Source organism: Sediminispirochaeta smaragdinae DSM 11293 (assembly GCF_000143985.1).
GTDB classification, from domain to species: Bacteria; Spirochaetota; Spirochaetia; order DSM-16054; family Sediminispirochaetaceae; genus Sediminispirochaeta; species Sediminispirochaeta smaragdinae.
This window is the reverse complement of record NC_014364.1, coordinates 4,412,454-4,426,318: the sequence shown is the minus strand read 5'-3', so window position 1 is coordinate 4,426,318 and position 13,865 is coordinate 4,412,454. Positions and strand designations below refer to the sequence as shown.

Here is a 13,865-nt window from a genome sequence, read left to right as displayed (position 1 = left end):
CATATCTTTGAGGGTGAAATTAGTATTAATGTCCTGTCTTTTTAGTACTTTTGTTTGTTGTTACTGATGATGACTGAACGTACTATATTATGCAAAATCGCTAAAAAGGAGGTCGCGATGAAGAAGACACTTGTAGGGACGTTGGTTATCGTTTTGCTGTCGGTATCAACCATGCTGTTTGCAAGCGGTAATCAGGATGATGATGGAGGGAGGATAAAGCTATCCTTCGCTACTTCAATTTATGTTGAAGCTCCGCATAAGGCTGTAATCGACAAATTGATTAGCACCTACAATGCAAAAAACCCGAATGTTGAGATAGAGGTTTATGGAGCGGGGTGGAGCAGTTTTTGGGACAATATGACCACGGAGATACTGAGTAATAATGAGGCTGACATTATTCAGATGTATACTTCGAATATTGCACAATACCATGCACTTCGACCGGAAGGAACATTTTTAAATCTGAACGATAAAATCGTGGGGACACCCTATGAGAAAGATTTGGTCGGGCAGGACGAGTGTAAATATGACGGTGATTATGTTGCCTTTTCAAATTACGCTTGGGGAACAACTGGCCTGTTTTATCGAAAATCAATATTAGAAAAGGCAGGCGTAGATCCTGCTTCGATTAAAAGTGTGGAGGATTTTAGGAACGCAAGCTTGAAACTCACAAACGACAACGTATCAGGGTTTGGAGTTTTGGTTTCTTCTCATAGCTTTGTTGTTTCCGAATGGGCACGATTTATAGCCAGAGTTATTTCAGGAGGCCTCTATTTTCCCGGGGAAAAGGGACCTTTCACGGCGGATCGTATCAATGTGACCGATCCGGCCAATATTTGGGCGGCACAATGGTGGCAAAATATGATCCTTCAGGATAAATCGGCCAGGGTTCTTAAAGATAAAAAAGATGTGCGGGAATTATTTTGGAATGGGAAGATCGCATTTAATCTTGATGGACCTTGGTTCATTGGAATGACCGAATCACGTGATCCTGCTCTCCTTGAAGATGTAGGTCTCATTCCACAGCCCTCTGTGGAATATGAAGGCAAGACATATAGACCGAATCCTTCTCAATATCCCCTTATCACGGTCATCAGCAAAAATTGCGAACACCAGAAAGAAGCTTGGGATTTTCTTAAATGGATGGCATCAAAAGAGGCACAGGAGATCATTGCCGAGTGTGGTATGATTCCCAACAGCAAGTCATATGTAACCGAGTCGAATTATAAAGCCACACATAAGCTTGCTTATCAGTTTTATGATTTCATCGCCAATTACTATGATCCTCTGATCAGTGACCCTTCCATCCCCCAGATCGGAGAATTGCAGCAAATCATGATAGAAGCAACTCAGCGTATTTTTTCATCAGCAGATGCAGATGCTACGGCTATTTTGGAAGGGGCCAAGAAAGAGATGCAAGTGGTAATGGAGCGCTAAATATTATCGACTACAGGATGCTAAAAACATCCTGTAGTCTTTGCTGCACCAGGTTCAAAAGGAGCGTTCATGAGTGATTCCCGCATCTTTAATAAATTTCCAACGCAATTTCTTTTTCCTCTCATCATAGTCATTCTTGTTTTCTTGATTTATCCGATTTCGAAAACAGTTTTAATGAGTATACAGTATTGGTATCTTCCTAAAAAAGGACCGAATACAACGTTTGTCGGACTGAAGAATTTTTTCCATCTTTTTTCTGATAAAGCCTTTTTATCATCTTTGGGAAAGACGTTCATTTATATTTCTGTAACAGTATTTTTTCGATTTGTATTAGGGTATCTTGTTGCTTTTCTTTTAAATTTGAAATTTAAAGGAAGGGCACTTGCACGGGCACTAATAATAATTCCGTGGGCAATACCGGAAGTCGTTGCCTGCTTAGTGTGGATACTCATGTATGATCAGGAATTTGGAATTATCAATTATATCATAACAAATTTTCATATACTGCATGAAAATGTTCGCTTTCTTGAGGATCCAGGAACGGCTCTGCCGGCCGCTATGGTTGTAAATATTTGGAAGGGCTTTCCGTTTGTTGCTATTATGATTTTGGCAGGACTCCAGAGCATTCCTAAAGAGCTGTATGAAGCTGCAACTGTGGACGGCGCTTCCGGATTTCAAAAATTTAGAGATATCACTGTTCCCATGTTAAAACCAGTTTCAAAGGTTGTATTTCTTTTATTGATTATCTGGACAATGAAGGATTTCGCTATTGCGTATCTTTTGGCGGAGGGCGGTCCTTCTCGAGCAACTGAAATCTTGACCATATATGTGTATAAAACATCATTTAAATATTTTGATTTTGGGGTTGCTGCGGCTGGAGGTTGTGTCCTTCTGTTATTCTCATTGCTTTTTACGGTATTTTATATGCGTGATTTGGAGAGTGCATAGGTATGAAAAGATCATTGATATATATTGGTGTCATAATAGTTCTCCTTTTCACTTTGTTCCCTTTTATTTGGATGGTATCAACTTCTTTTAAACCGGCTGGAGAAGTCTATGCTTATCCGCCACGGATTATACCGAACGAGCCTTCTGTTGCAGGATACAAAAATATTCTGTTTAGTAATGGCCAAAGTGATTTTAACTTTCTCCGCTGGGCTTGGAATAGTTTTGTGGTTTCTTTACTGACTACAATTTTCTCGATGCTCATCGCTCTTCCCGGTGGATATGCTTTATCCCGTTATTCTTTTAAGGGTAAACAGACCATTGGCTATATCATTCTTATTTCTCAAGTCCTGCCGGGGTCGGTCATGATTATTCCCTTTTATTTCTTAATGGGGAAATTACATCTTTTGAATACTCTATTTGGACTTGCTCTTGCATATATCACCTTTGCCGTACCTTTTTGCACGTGGATGATAAAAGGATTCTTTAATGCTATCCCGAATACCCTTGATGAATCAGCCATCGTTGAGGGATGCACTATGTTTCAGGTTTTTTCCCGGGTTATTTTGCCTTTAACAATCCCGGGAATTGCGGTGACATCTGTATTTTCATTTATCACTGGCTGGAATGAATACATCTTTGCCAGTGTTTTCATGAAATCGTATAGCAAATGGACCCTTTCTTTGGGGATTTCCAGTTTTCAAGGTCAGTATACTACGGACTGGTCAACTATTATGGCAGGGTCTGTTTTTATCGCTTTGCCGATTGTGTTTCTTTTTCTTGTACTACAAAAATATCTCATCAGCGGTATGACGGCTGGTGCCGTAAAGCAATAACAAAGGAGATCGATATGATTCATTTTGGAATTATCGGAGCGGGAATTAGAGGATCTATGTATGCAGATACACTCTCGCAAAACTCATATGCTGAATTAACAGCAATCTGCGATGCCGATCAGACAAAACTTGGGAAATTCGGTCAGCAAGGAATAAGGACGTACGGCGATTATAGAAAGATGTTTGATGATGCAAACCTTGATGCCGTTATTATTGCAACTCCTGATTTCCTCCATCTCGAACCCTCTCTCTGTGCGGCTGAAGCCGGTTGTCATATTTTGGTAGAAAAACCTCTGGCAACCAATAGTGAGGATGCTTCTTTGATAGCAAGGACCATAACGGAACATGACGTACTCTGTATGGTTGCCTTTGAGAACCGGTGGAATGCTCCTTTCGTTGCAGTGAAAAATGAGATTGCTTCAGGTAATCTTGGCAAGGTCGTTTCGATTAATGTTACACTGAATGACACTATTTTTGTGCCCACGGAGATGTTACCTTGGGCTAAGCTCTCATCTCCCGGCTGGTTTTTATTTCCCCATGCCATTGATCTTGTGTGCTGGCTGACCGGCGATCAAATCAAACGTATTTACGGTTGGGCTGGAGAGGGTGTGCTTAAAACGATGGGAATTGAAACCTATGATTCTATGAAGGCACTTTTGGAATTTAATTCAGGTTTTGCTGCAAGTTTCAACAGCACATGGACACTACAAAATACACTGCCACTTGTGTATGATTTAAAAGTAGAGATTATCGGATCTAAAAATAGTTATTACATCGACTTGCAGGATCAAATGGTCAAGCAGTATGGAGGAGAATATAAGAATCTTCATACCCTTGGATATTCGGTAGATGGTAGGATGCTGGGAGCTCCGAGCCTCATGTTATTTGATTTTATAGACCATATTCGAAAAGGGAAAAAACCTGAATCAGACCATATCCATGGTGAATACATAACAAAAATAATTGACGCAATCCATATTTCTGCTAGAGATCACAAAATAATTGAGGCATAGAAATATAATGGGGAAATGCATCCTGTTTAAATACATAGATTTTTCGGGAGGTAATGGGAATCTCGATGAAGTCGATGTATATATGAATGAAAATATCCTGGCTGAATCCATTGGTATTGCCTCTTGGGAGGAGTATCCTTATAAGCCTAAAGTAACGGTCAGGGCAGGGTGGAGTGATAATGACCTCTATCTGAAATTTACCGTTCGCGAGAGGACGACCAGGGCGAAATTCCGGATGGCGAATGATCCCGTTCATTTGGATAGTTGTGTTGAGTTTTTCATTGATCCTGGCAACGGCAGCTATTTTAATATAGAAATGAATTCAATCGGGACTGTCTATTTAGGATACGGGACGTGTAGAGCGGACAGTAGGCCGATGGCAGAAGCAACAACTATAACATCCCTGTCTTCTATAGGAAGGGAGCCCTTTGAAGAAAAGTACATAAAAGAATGGACCATCACGGTCGATATTCCTTTGAAACTTTTTCAGGGTACACCGTTACATGAACCAGGAGGGAAAGCGTTTAGGGCCAACTTCTATAAATGTGGGGACGAATTGAAAGATCCACACTTTCTTAGTATGTTCAAGATTGAAAGTCCTCATCCCGATTTCCATAGGCCTGAATACTTTGGAACAGTTGTGTTTGAACGACCGTAACCAAGACTTTTTCGCTACCCTTCCGGAGCTTAAGGCGCTATCGGAAGGGCACTGAAGCCAATCCTATTCTTCCGCAGGAGGCCGTCGAAGCTGCTTTTTTCGGGAAGAGGCTTGCTTTTTTTCCAAACGCCGCTGTCGTGATGCCTTTGTCGGCCGGGTGGGATGCCTTGGCCGGGGCGGAACAATGGCGGCGGATATGATTTTTGCAGCCCGGCCTATGGCTTCTTTCCTGTTTGCCTCTTGGCTTCTTGATCCACTACTTTCTATGATAAGTTCGTCGTCACCGGTGATTCGCTTACCAAGTTTGCTTCTGAGACGGGCAAGCTGGCTTTCGGAAAGGCCGAGTTTTCCCAGGGGAATGCGCAGCAAGACCTTTGTATTGACCTTGTTGACATTTTGGCCTCCCGGCCCGGAGGACCGTGCAAATTGTTGACTTGCCACCGCGCGAATCAGATCGGCAAGAATTCCATCTTCCATGAAAAAAGGGTATCATGCTTAGACTTATGACTCAATATTTCTGACATTAATTCTATAAGACAGTACCCTTTGCCGTCTTCCGGGAGTGTCTATGATTGACCCTGTATCACCGATAGCAACATTGAAGGAATCCGTTGAAAAACAATTGACGAGTGCTCGGCTTCAGGAGCTTACACGGCTGGTCATCGAAGCCCACCGCGGTGGGGATGTAGCACTTTTGCGAGCCTATGCCGAGCGGGCGGGGCTTGGGCCGGAAGTGGTTTCTGCTCCGGCAAGGACCCTTTTTTATCGGATTGTGGCTATGGTGCATCCTGACAAGCTCCCTCATCTATGTGGAGATTTTCGATCTGCCATAGAACGGGAGGATGTGCAGGCCCTGGAAAAATTATCTTCTCTTCTTGCTTTTCGTCGAAGCGCCTCGGTGCCGAAACGGCGTGTCGATTTCGATATCCGGGATTACAGAGAGGAGCATATATGGGATGACGGCATATGGGGATGTGTCGATGATGCCGATGTCGAGAGCCGATGGGAAGATGCTGAGGGGCTCTCTTTTCTGGATGCTGTAAAGCTTGATTCGGTGGGGAATCTCGATATTGAAATCTCTCCTTTTGAGCTTTCGCATCTCGATGGTCCTCTTGATGTTTCCCACTACGGCCTTTACGACCTGGATGGTTTTGAATTCTGTACCAACATCTCTGCTCTTGATGCTTCTTGGAACAATCTCACATCGGTTGGGGAACTCGGCTCTTCAGACCATTTGGTGGAACTCTATCTTGCAGGCAATGGTATCTGTGATATTACACCGCTTGCAGGAATTTCTTCTCTTGAGATTATCGATCTTGAAGACAACGAGATTGAGGATATCGCGCCTCTTCTTGAGCTGGCTGCCTTGCGATTCGTAAATCTTCGAGGCAACCCCATAGAGGAGCGTCATCTCGTTGATGATCTTATTCAAACCGGGGTGGTTGTAGTTTTGTAGCTTGGAACCTTCTCCCTCCACTTCGCTTTCCAATAAGTATTGACTTAGATATTACTCTAGGGATTATCCTAATATTAACTGATAGGAGGGGTAATGATGGTTAGTCAAGAAAAAGTTTGGTTTATTACAGGTTGTTCGACAGGTTTTGGGCGTGAGGTCGCCAGAACAACGATCGCGGCAGGTTACAGGGTTGTGGCTACCGCAAGGGATAAAGCAAAAATTGAAGATTTGGTAACGAATAAAGAAAACGCGTTGGCACTCACGCTGGACGTAACTGATAACGTTCAGGTCAGTGAAGCGGTCAAGGCGGCGGTGGAGAAATTCGGACGTATCGATGTATTGGTAAACAATGCGGGTATTGGCTATTTCAGTTCTGTTGAAGAAAGCATTGAAATAGAAATTCGGAAAATGTTTGAGATAAATTTTTGGGGGCTTATGAGTGTGACCACTCAGGTTTTGCCTTACATGAGAAAGCAGAGATCGGGACATATCATCAATTTTTCGTCAATTGGGGGCTTGATGTCATTTCCAACCCTTGGTTACTACAATGCCACAAAATATGCGGTCGAAGGCATTTCGGAAACACTTGTTCAGGAGCTCGCGCCATTTGGCATAAAAGTCACCCTTATTGAGCCAGGTGGGTTCAGGACAGATTGGTCAGGTCGTTCATCTGTAAAAACACAGACTGCTATTGAAGATTACAAAGAAACCATAGTCGGACAAAGACTGGCGGCCGCCGCTCAGGGAGGCGGGCACGAAGCAGGAGACCCCGTAAAAGCTGCCCAGGCTCTCATCGAGGTCGTCGAATCTGAAGAACCGCCAATGCATTTGCTTCTAGGTAAAGACGCTTATGAATGGATATTTAATAAAATCGACGCATTGAAAAAAGATTTTGAAGCATGGAAAGTTACATCCCTTGGGACCGATTTCGAATGATTACATTAGCGGTGTAGTAAAGTATTACAAGCCCGCCGTTCCTGCGGGCATTCAAATCGGACGTGGTTGACAGGGACACGCTCCTTGCTATCTTAAGCGATGCGGTGTGCCCCTTCCTGAGCCAATACGCAACCATGGGAGATCTTTATTGCGGGTAGCGAAACGCTGGAGAACATTAAGCAGGCTTATTTGGTAGGTGTTACGTAGCCAGCTTGACATTCCAAACGCTCTTTCAATTGTTATTGGTTACATCAATCTGGCTATCAAGCATACGTTAAAAAGTCTACAACAAAGAAAGTCGGCTGTTTCGCTTATCTGAACACAAAGAAAATGCTGTCTATCTCATAATTTACAATATTCACAGGTAAGACTCCGCCGAGGGGAAGATTCCAACGACTCGGGAGCGTCTCCGAATTTCTCTCTCCAGTAGTTCTGTAGCTCCTGTTGACCTTGAGATCGGTGAAGCATACTCTATATAAAGAGTCGGAACTGAATGCTTAATGGAGATCATCATGTTGTTATCTCTTGGAATGATTCTTATAGGCTTTATCTTGCTTACCTACGGTGCTGATCTTTTGGTAAAAGGGGCAGGACGACTTGCTCTTTTAGTCGGTATTTCTCCGCTGGTAGTTGGTTTGACAGTGGTCGCTTTCGGTACGAGTGCACCAGAGGCCGCTGTGAGTCTCAAATCTGCTTTGATCGGTAAGGTGGGGATCACAGTCGGTAATGTGGTCGGAAGTAATATTTTCAATACTTTTGTTGTTCTCGGTGTTGCCTCGTTAATTGCCCCTCTTGTGGTACATGCCCAGGTGATCCGTAAGGAGGTTCCCCTGCTGGTCGGAGCCTCCTTTTTGCTTCTGGTGCTCTCCCTGGACGGTGTGATCTCCCGATGGGACGGTGTACTTCTTTTTGTCTTGATTGTTGCATACACCTGGTGGTCGATCCATTCGAGTCGAAGAGAATCTTCCGATGTCTCTGACGAATATGGTCAGCGATTCGGAGAAGAACATGATCATTCTATTCCTGATGAGGTACCTGGACTCAAACAAACCGGTCCGAAAGCCGTGTTCTTGAATCTGTTTCTTCTCTGTGTCGGTATTGGAATGCTCATTTTCGGAAGTAATATGCTTGTTAATGGTGCGGTCGCTATCGCGGAGTTCTTTGGAGTCAGCGATCTGATTATCGGCCTTACCATCGTTTCGATAGGGACCAGCCTCCCCGAACTTGCCACCAGTATCATGGCCGGTATTAGGGGAGAGCGGGATATTGCCGTCGGTAATGCCGTCGGCAGCAGTCTTTTCAATATCCTTGCCGTTTTGGGGCTATCGGGCCTTGCGTCTCCTTCGGGGGTACCTGTTGCTTCTTCCACGTTGCATGTGGATCTGCCTGTTATGATCTTTTCCGCTTTGGCCTGTCTCCCTGTTTTTCTTACAAGTCACAAGATCAGCCGCGGTGAAGGTGTCGCTTTTATTCTCTACTATTGCATCTACATCGCATATCTTATCCTTGATGCGGCGGCAAGCCCCCATCTTTTCCTGTTTATACAACTTGTGTTATACATAGTGGTTCCGTTAACGGTAATCTTTGCCGCATATTTGTTGATTAAAGGAATCAGACAGCACAGGCGGGGTGAGTATACCCTTAAACGGTGAACACACACAAATTGGGGCAAGCGGGGATTTGATGGAGAAGATGCGGCAAAGTGTTGACAGCAAGCGGGCCGAGCGGTTTTTCAGAGCCATCGGTACGAAACGCCTTATGCCCGTGACCAATGCTTTCATGAACTTTATCGATGCAAAGCCTTCCAAGCGGATGAGAAAGGAGTTTGACGTTTCCTGTGAGACCAGGATGGGAAACGATATCTGGACCATCGCACCAAAGGGGCGGAGCAGGAGCATTCATATCATCTATTTTCATGGTGGATCCTATATTATGGGATTCCACCGTCTTCATTGGCATCTTATCGGTAACCTGGTCCGCAGCCTCGGTGTTAGTGTTACTGCACCGGATTATCCCCTGGCTCCGAGGTCGACGGTGAAGAATGTTTTCGATTTGATTCTGCCTCTCTATCGTGATATTTCCGCCCGATATGAGCATATTATCCTGATGGGGGATTCTGCAGGAGGGGGGCTTTCCCTTGCACTGGCCCAGAAAGCCAGAGATGAAGGGCTTCGTGTCCCTTGCCGCCTTATTTTATTTGCGCCATGGGTGGATGTCACCATGACAAATCCTGACATCGCCGAACTGGATTCCCGCGATCCCTGTCTTAACCGATCCGGCCTTAAGTCGGCCGGGCTCTCCTATGCAGGAAGCATTGATCCTGCCCATTTCCTCGTAAGCCCTCTCTATGGGGACTTGAGAGCTCTCCCCCCGATTACCATCTTTGTCGGAACCAACGATATGCTCCTTGCCGACTGCCGACGTCTTCGTCAAAAAGGGATGGAAGTCGGGAGTACTATCGAGCTTCATGAGATCGAAGGCCTGGTACATCCCGGCATCATGCTTCCCCTTCCCGAATCGCAAGCCGTGCTCCAAGAGGTCGCTCGTCTTGTACAGACATCTACATCTTGAACCTTTAGACCGAAATCTCTATGATGCGATGATCATCTTCACGGAGGTCGGTTTATGCGAAAAGAGGATATTCTGCTTGTTGAAGGAATGCGTTTCTGGGGGACTCACGGCTATTTTCCCGAAGAAAATAAGTTGGGTCAGGAGTTTATTGTAGATATTGAAGCGTTGATCGACATGACCGATATGTGCGAGCGGGATGAATTCGTATGGGAGATTAGCTATGTGGCCCTTTTTAAGGCTGCCAAACGGGTTGTCGAAAATGAGGAATACAAACTGATTCAACGGATTGCCTATCGCATTATCGAAGAGGTTTTTACCGATACCCCTGCATCCAGGGTGAAAGTGACGGTAAAAAAGCCGGCTGCCCCCATCGGCGGCATTTTCAACCACACCGGTTGTGTCATTGAACGCGGCCGCGAAGAGATGCAGTAGCTACTTCTGATTCATAAGAGTCTTCAGAAGGCAGAGGTAGTCGCTCTTTTCCATAGGCCTGGGATTGTCCCGGTTGCTTCCGTTTCGCGTCGCGTGTTCCGCAAGCTCGTCCAGATCCTCAGGCCGGACTCCAAGGGACCGAAATTCGGGAAGTCCGATTTCCTTTGCCAGCTGCTGTACCCGCCTGACAGCCATTTCTGCTCCTTCCTGTTCCGTTGCAAAGTGAAACCCCATGGCCTTTGCCACACGTGCGTAGCGCTCGGCAGCAAAAGCGAGATTATACTCCATCACAACGGGAAGAGCGATTGCATTACAAACTCCATGTGGGGCATCGTACTTACCTCCCAGGGCCTCCGCAATGCAGTGAACGGACGCAACATCCGAATGGCTGAAAGCAATTCCCGCCAGAAGACTTCCCGTCATCATGGCCTCTCTGGCCTGAGCATTATCCCCTTCGAAGACCGCCTGTTTGAGATTGCTGTTGATACGTTCAATAGCATAAAGGGCAGCCGCGTCGGATAAGGGAGTTGCAACCTTGGCGGTAAAGGCCTCGATGGCGTGGGTGAGTGCATCCAGTCCCGTTGCTGCGGTAAGTCCGGCAGGCATGGAGTGGGTATATGTAGGATCGATAAAGGCTATCTTCGGGGCGATAGCTGGGGACTTTATGGTGAACTTGAATCGTTCCCGGCTGTCCGTGATGACTGAACTGAAGGTCACTTCGCTTCCTGTACCTGCCGTGGTGGGAATGGTATAGAGCGGCAAGGTCGGCTTTACTATCAAATTCCGATTTTCATAGGTACGAGCAGCTCCTCCGTGGCTTGCAACGACGCCGACGGCCTTGGCGCAATCGATGGGGCTCCCGCCTCCGAGGGCAATCAAGGCTTCGACATGCAAATCGGTGGCAAGCCGTGCCGCTTCTTCCACGTTGTGATCCTTGGGGTTGGCCTCGACACCGTCGAACAGGTGAACTTCAATCCCTCCGTTTTTGAGCTGGTTGATGATTTCCTGACAGAATGGTTGGCGGCGGATGGCCGTATCGGTGATCAGCATAACGCTTCTTGCCGAGGTTGCTTTGAGTACTGCCGGCAACTCGTGGATGATTCCTTTACCGTAACGAATTTCTGTCGGAAGGATGAAGTGAAATGTGTTGGGAAAGTTCAAGACATGCCCCCATTGTAATTGGTAGTGTTACGAATATTGGTGGTATAAAGGGTGCAATTCTTTTTATTACCGTCAATTGCGAAGATTCTTATAAAAAGATCAATCGAGGAAGAAAAAAGCAAGAGTTTTTCCAGCAAAGACGACATATCACCACCAGGATTCCGAACACTACCCATATAATTGGATAGAAAAAAACCGGCCGCTCAAGGCTCACCGGTTTTCTGGGTACAAGATAATGGAGCTGATGGGAGTCGAACCCACGACCTGTTGATTGCGAACCAACCGCTCTAGCCAGCTGAGCTACAGCCCCCTGTAATGCGAAAGAATTATACCATTTTGGAAGCTTTTTTCAAGTAGGCGATCGAATCCATTTTCTTGCGATAGGAACGCTTCATATCCTCTTCAAAGGCCCTATTGTCCGAATAGCTACGGCCGAAAACCGGCTCCCATAAGTCGATTTCCTCCATACAGAGGTAGAAAAAGACACCGCTCTTCCATGCTCCGGAAAAGCTGTTGTAGGCATAGGAAAAAAGCTCACGTTTTATCTCAAAGGGATAACTTTGTTTTCCCTCTGCATCGCTAAGAGGCATCTGCAGAATTTTACTCCGCAGCTTTCGGCGTCGAAGTTGTCGAATGACGGGGCGAATGAAGGTCAGGGTCCCGAGGCTTATGGTGACCACCTCTTCCGGTAAGAAAAGCTCCTGCACCCGTCTGAAAAGATTACCGTATTCTTGCTTCCAACGGTCGTAATGAACGATGGGATGAAAATGAAATCCGACGGCTATTCCTTTATCAGCACATCGTCGGGCAGCGGCAAGTCTGTCATCCAGGGATGATGTCAGGTGTTCTTCCGCATCGATGATGGTTTGTGGATTAAGGGACCATGTTGCAAGCATGTTCGAAGGAAGCTCGTGCTCTTCCAGCCAGGATGTATTGGCCGATTTTGTTTTCAGTTCGAGAATGATTTCGGGATTTCGCCCTGCAAAGCCGCTTAGCTTTTCCAGTAGTCCGTTTCTGTTACCCCACATAAGGGAGTCGGATGATTGTCCGGTTCCGATATGGCGCAGCCTCGTTTCTCCACTTCTCCGTTCGGCGATAAATCGTCGTTCCAGTTCCTCAAGCTTTTCGTCGAGGTTGTCGACAAAATAGACCCGGCCCTGGTCATAGAATGATTGAATACTGCAATAGGAACAGGCAAAGCCGCACTGTTTTACCACATCGAGGGTCTCGAGATTGCAGCAGCGTGTCCGCTCGCTTGCAACCGGGCAGGTGCCGAGAATCTCACCCTGGTGCGGGGCGTCTATCGGTATGCTTTTTCCTCCCAGTTCCGATGAAGCAGGGGGAGTGAAGGAGTCGTAGCTTTTAGGTCCTCTCCGTAAGCGCTCCCACACTTCTTCCGCGCCCTCAATCAGCTTTCTTCTTAGTGGTTTTCCCGATAGCTTCGGATAGTTGCGGGCAATGAGGTCGGGGTTCCATAGAGAGGAGAGTTCTCCCTCATTCCACATTTCTACATCGGATGCAAAGTCGATGAGCTGTTTTATTTCCTGAAAGGTAAAGCGATATTGTGCCCATACCGATTTCAGGAAACGACGTTCTTCATAGGAAAGAGAACAATATTGTTCAGTTTCGGGAAAGATATGTGCTGGCGGAGGTGCATTCACGGAAGCAGCAACTCCTCCTGGCGTAATTCCGATGCCTGTGCAAGAAGCCCACCCTGAGAGTCGTTGCGCAACAGTTCCCGTATTCGTTCTCGTGCTGTGTATGAGTTTGCCGACCCGAGCAGAGTAAGGAATAGATCTGAAAAGCGCTCTTCACCCTCTTCGGCGATTCGGGAAGGGGTCAGTTTCAGAAGTGCTGGACCGATGAGGCCCATGACCCTGTTTCCGCTCAGCAGAAAAATGAGAGAAACAACGTTACGGTAGGCGACTGTAAGCTTAGCCCCTTCAATCCCCTTGAGTTGAAGGGTTTGATACGCTGTGATGGCCTTTGCCACCTCATCAAGGGATTTTTCGTTTTCTTGTGCGATCAACATTCCACAGGCTTCGGGGAGCAGATATCTGATTACACCCTCCACATCGGCGGTGGCGGCTCCCCTTTTTTTTAGGGCATTCAGCAAAACCTCTGCGAAGGCTTCGTTTGCATCGGGGGTGACAAACATGCCTTTGCCCTGGATGATCTCGATCATGCCCCGTGCTTCGAGAATCCGTGTGGCATCCCGTATGACGGCCCTGCTGACACCAAACTGATCGGCCAATTCCGGTTCCGGTGGTATGGCGCTTCCTTCTGGATAATCCCCCTGAAAAATCGCTTCACGAATGGATGCAGCTATTTCATGAGAAAGGTTTCGTTTGCGATGCACGCTTTTAAACGCCAACTACATCTCCTTATCTTTCCAATTATATCCCGCAGAAAACTTATCG

Annotated in this window: 14 protein-coding genes and 1 tRNA gene; 10 read left to right on the top strand and 5 right to left on the bottom strand. The window is 46.2% G+C overall.

Going from position 1 to position 13,865, the window contains the following annotated elements:
• The first annotated feature begins 117 nt into the window (after window positions 1-117).
• The 5 genes from SPIRS_RS20620 (at window position 118) to SPIRS_RS20600 (ending at window position 4,889) form a co-directional block, all read left to right on the top strand.
• Entirely contained in the window at window positions 118-1,437 is a 1,320-nt protein-coding gene (locus SPIRS_RS20620; RefSeq protein WP_013256632.1) for an ABC transporter substrate-binding protein, read from the top strand.
• 69 nt (window positions 1,438-1,506) lie between these two features.
• Entirely contained in the window at window positions 1,507-2,385 is an 879-nt protein-coding gene (locus tag SPIRS_RS20615) for a carbohydrate ABC transporter permease (protein WP_013256631.1), read from the top strand.
• 2 nt (window positions 2,386-2,387) lie between these two features.
• A complete protein-coding gene (locus tag SPIRS_RS20610) occupies window positions 2,388-3,218 on the top strand; it encodes a carbohydrate ABC transporter permease (RefSeq protein ID WP_013256630.1) in 831 nt (276 codons plus the stop codon).
• A gap of 14 nt (window positions 3,219-3,232) precedes the next feature.
• Window positions 3,233-4,231, top strand: coding sequence for a Gfo/Idh/MocA family protein (locus SPIRS_RS20605; protein ID WP_013256629.1), 999 nt, complete (start codon window positions 3,233-3,235; stop codon window positions 4,229-4,231).
• 7 nt (window positions 4,232-4,238) lie between these two features.
• Window positions 4,239-4,889, top strand: coding sequence for a carbohydrate-binding family 9-like protein (locus tag SPIRS_RS20600; RefSeq protein ID WP_013256628.1), 651 nt, complete (start codon window positions 4,239-4,241; stop codon window positions 4,887-4,889).
• Window positions 4,890-4,952: 63 nt separating this feature from the next.
• Here SPIRS_RS20600 and arfB read toward each other — a convergent pair whose 3' ends face one another.
• Window positions 4,953-5,366: an alternative ribosome rescue aminoacyl-tRNA hydrolase ArfB gene (gene arfB / locus SPIRS_RS20595; RefSeq protein ID WP_013256627.1), complete on the bottom strand. Its 414-nt coding sequence runs from the start codon at window positions 5,364-5,366 to the stop codon at window positions 4,953-4,955.
• A 91-nt stretch (window positions 5,367-5,457) separates the two neighbouring features.
• On the opposite strand from arfB, the gene SPIRS_RS20590 reads away from it, so the two are divergent.
• From SPIRS_RS20590 to folB, 5 genes are all read left to right on the top strand, one after another.
• Window positions 5,458-6,345 (top strand): leucine-rich repeat domain-containing protein, encoded by an 888-nt coding sequence (locus SPIRS_RS20590; protein ID WP_013256626.1) that lies wholly within the window; start codon window positions 5,458-5,460, stop codon window positions 6,343-6,345.
• Between the two features lie 93 nt (window positions 6,346-6,438).
• Complete coding sequence (locus tag SPIRS_RS20585) at window positions 6,439-7,281, top strand: oxidoreductase (RefSeq protein ID WP_013256625.1); 843 nt, start codon at window positions 6,439-6,441, stop codon at window positions 7,279-7,281.
• Between the two features lie 512 nt (window positions 7,282-7,793).
• On the top strand, window positions 7,794-8,933 hold the full coding sequence (locus tag SPIRS_RS20580; RefSeq protein ID WP_013256624.1) for a calcium/sodium antiporter: 1,140 nt from the start codon (window positions 7,794-7,796) through the stop codon (window positions 8,931-8,933).
• A 31-nt stretch (window positions 8,934-8,964) separates the two neighbouring features.
• Window positions 8,965-9,852, top strand: coding sequence for an alpha/beta hydrolase fold domain-containing protein (locus SPIRS_RS20575; protein ID WP_013256623.1), 888 nt, complete (start codon window positions 8,965-8,967; stop codon window positions 9,850-9,852).
• Window positions 9,853-9,906: 54 nt separating this feature from the next.
• Window positions 9,907-10,284, top strand: a complete 378-nt coding sequence (folB, locus tag SPIRS_RS20570; protein ID WP_013256622.1) for a dihydroneopterin aldolase — start codon at window positions 9,907-9,909, stop codon at window positions 10,282-10,284.
• On the opposite strand, the gene SPIRS_RS20565 is transcribed toward folB, so the two are convergent.
• The 4 genes from SPIRS_RS20565 to SPIRS_RS20550 all read right to left on the bottom strand — a co-directional run bounded on the left by SPIRS_RS20565 (window position 10,285) and on the right by SPIRS_RS20550 (window position 13,819).
• Entirely contained in the window at window positions 10,285-11,445 is a 1,161-nt protein-coding gene (locus SPIRS_RS20565) for an iron-containing alcohol dehydrogenase (RefSeq protein WP_013256621.1), read from the bottom strand.
• A gap of 236 nt (window positions 11,446-11,681) precedes the next feature.
• A tRNA-Ala gene (locus tag SPIRS_RS20560) sits at window positions 11,682-11,755 on the bottom strand.
• 16 nt (window positions 11,756-11,771) lie between these two features.
• On the bottom strand, window positions 11,772-13,106 hold the full coding sequence (locus tag SPIRS_RS20555; RefSeq protein WP_013256619.1) for an SPL family radical SAM protein: 1,335 nt from the start codon (window positions 13,104-13,106) through the stop codon (window positions 11,772-11,774).
• A complete protein-coding gene (locus tag SPIRS_RS20550) occupies window positions 13,103-13,819 on the bottom strand; it encodes a FadR/GntR family transcriptional regulator (protein WP_013256618.1) in 717 nt (238 codons plus the stop codon). The genes SPIRS_RS20555 and SPIRS_RS20550 overlap by 4 nt, the downstream gene beginning before the upstream one ends.
• Between the last annotated feature and the right edge of the window lie 46 nt (window positions 13,820-13,865).

Bases quoted from the DNA above. Each gene is read 5' to 3' on its own strand.
- SPIRS_RS20620 (WP_013256632.1), top strand. From the start codon at position 118: ATGAAGAAGACACTTGTAGGGACGTTGGTTATCGTTTTGCTGTCGGTA.
- SPIRS_RS20615 (WP_013256631.1), top strand. From the start codon at position 1,507: ATGAGTGATTCCCGCATCTTTAATAAATTTCCAACGCAATTTCTTTTT.
- SPIRS_RS20610 (WP_013256630.1), top strand. From the start codon at position 2,388: ATGAAAAGATCATTGATATATATTGGTGTCATAATAGTTCTCCTTTTC.
- SPIRS_RS20605 (WP_013256629.1), top strand. From the start codon at position 3,233: ATGATTCATTTTGGAATTATCGGAGCGGGAATTAGAGGATCTATGTAT.
- SPIRS_RS20600 (WP_013256628.1), top strand. From the start codon at position 4,239: ATGGGGAAATGCATCCTGTTTAAATACATAGATTTTTCGGGAGGTAAT.
- arfB (WP_013256627.1), bottom strand. From the start codon at position 5,366: ATGGAAGATGGAATTCTTGCCGATCTGATTCGCGCGGTGGCAAGTCAA.
- SPIRS_RS20590 (WP_013256626.1), top strand. From the start codon at position 5,458: ATGATTGACCCTGTATCACCGATAGCAACATTGAAGGAATCCGTTGAA.
- SPIRS_RS20585 (WP_013256625.1), top strand. From the start codon at position 6,439: ATGATGGTTAGTCAAGAAAAAGTTTGGTTTATTACAGGTTGTTCGACA.
- SPIRS_RS20580 (WP_013256624.1), top strand. From the start codon at position 7,794: ATGTTGTTATCTCTTGGAATGATTCTTATAGGCTTTATCTTGCTTACC.
- SPIRS_RS20575 (WP_013256623.1), top strand. From the start codon at position 8,965: ATGGAGAAGATGCGGCAAAGTGTTGACAGCAAGCGGGCCGAGCGGTTT.
- folB (WP_013256622.1), top strand. From the start codon at position 9,907: ATGCGAAAAGAGGATATTCTGCTTGTTGAAGGAATGCGTTTCTGGGGG.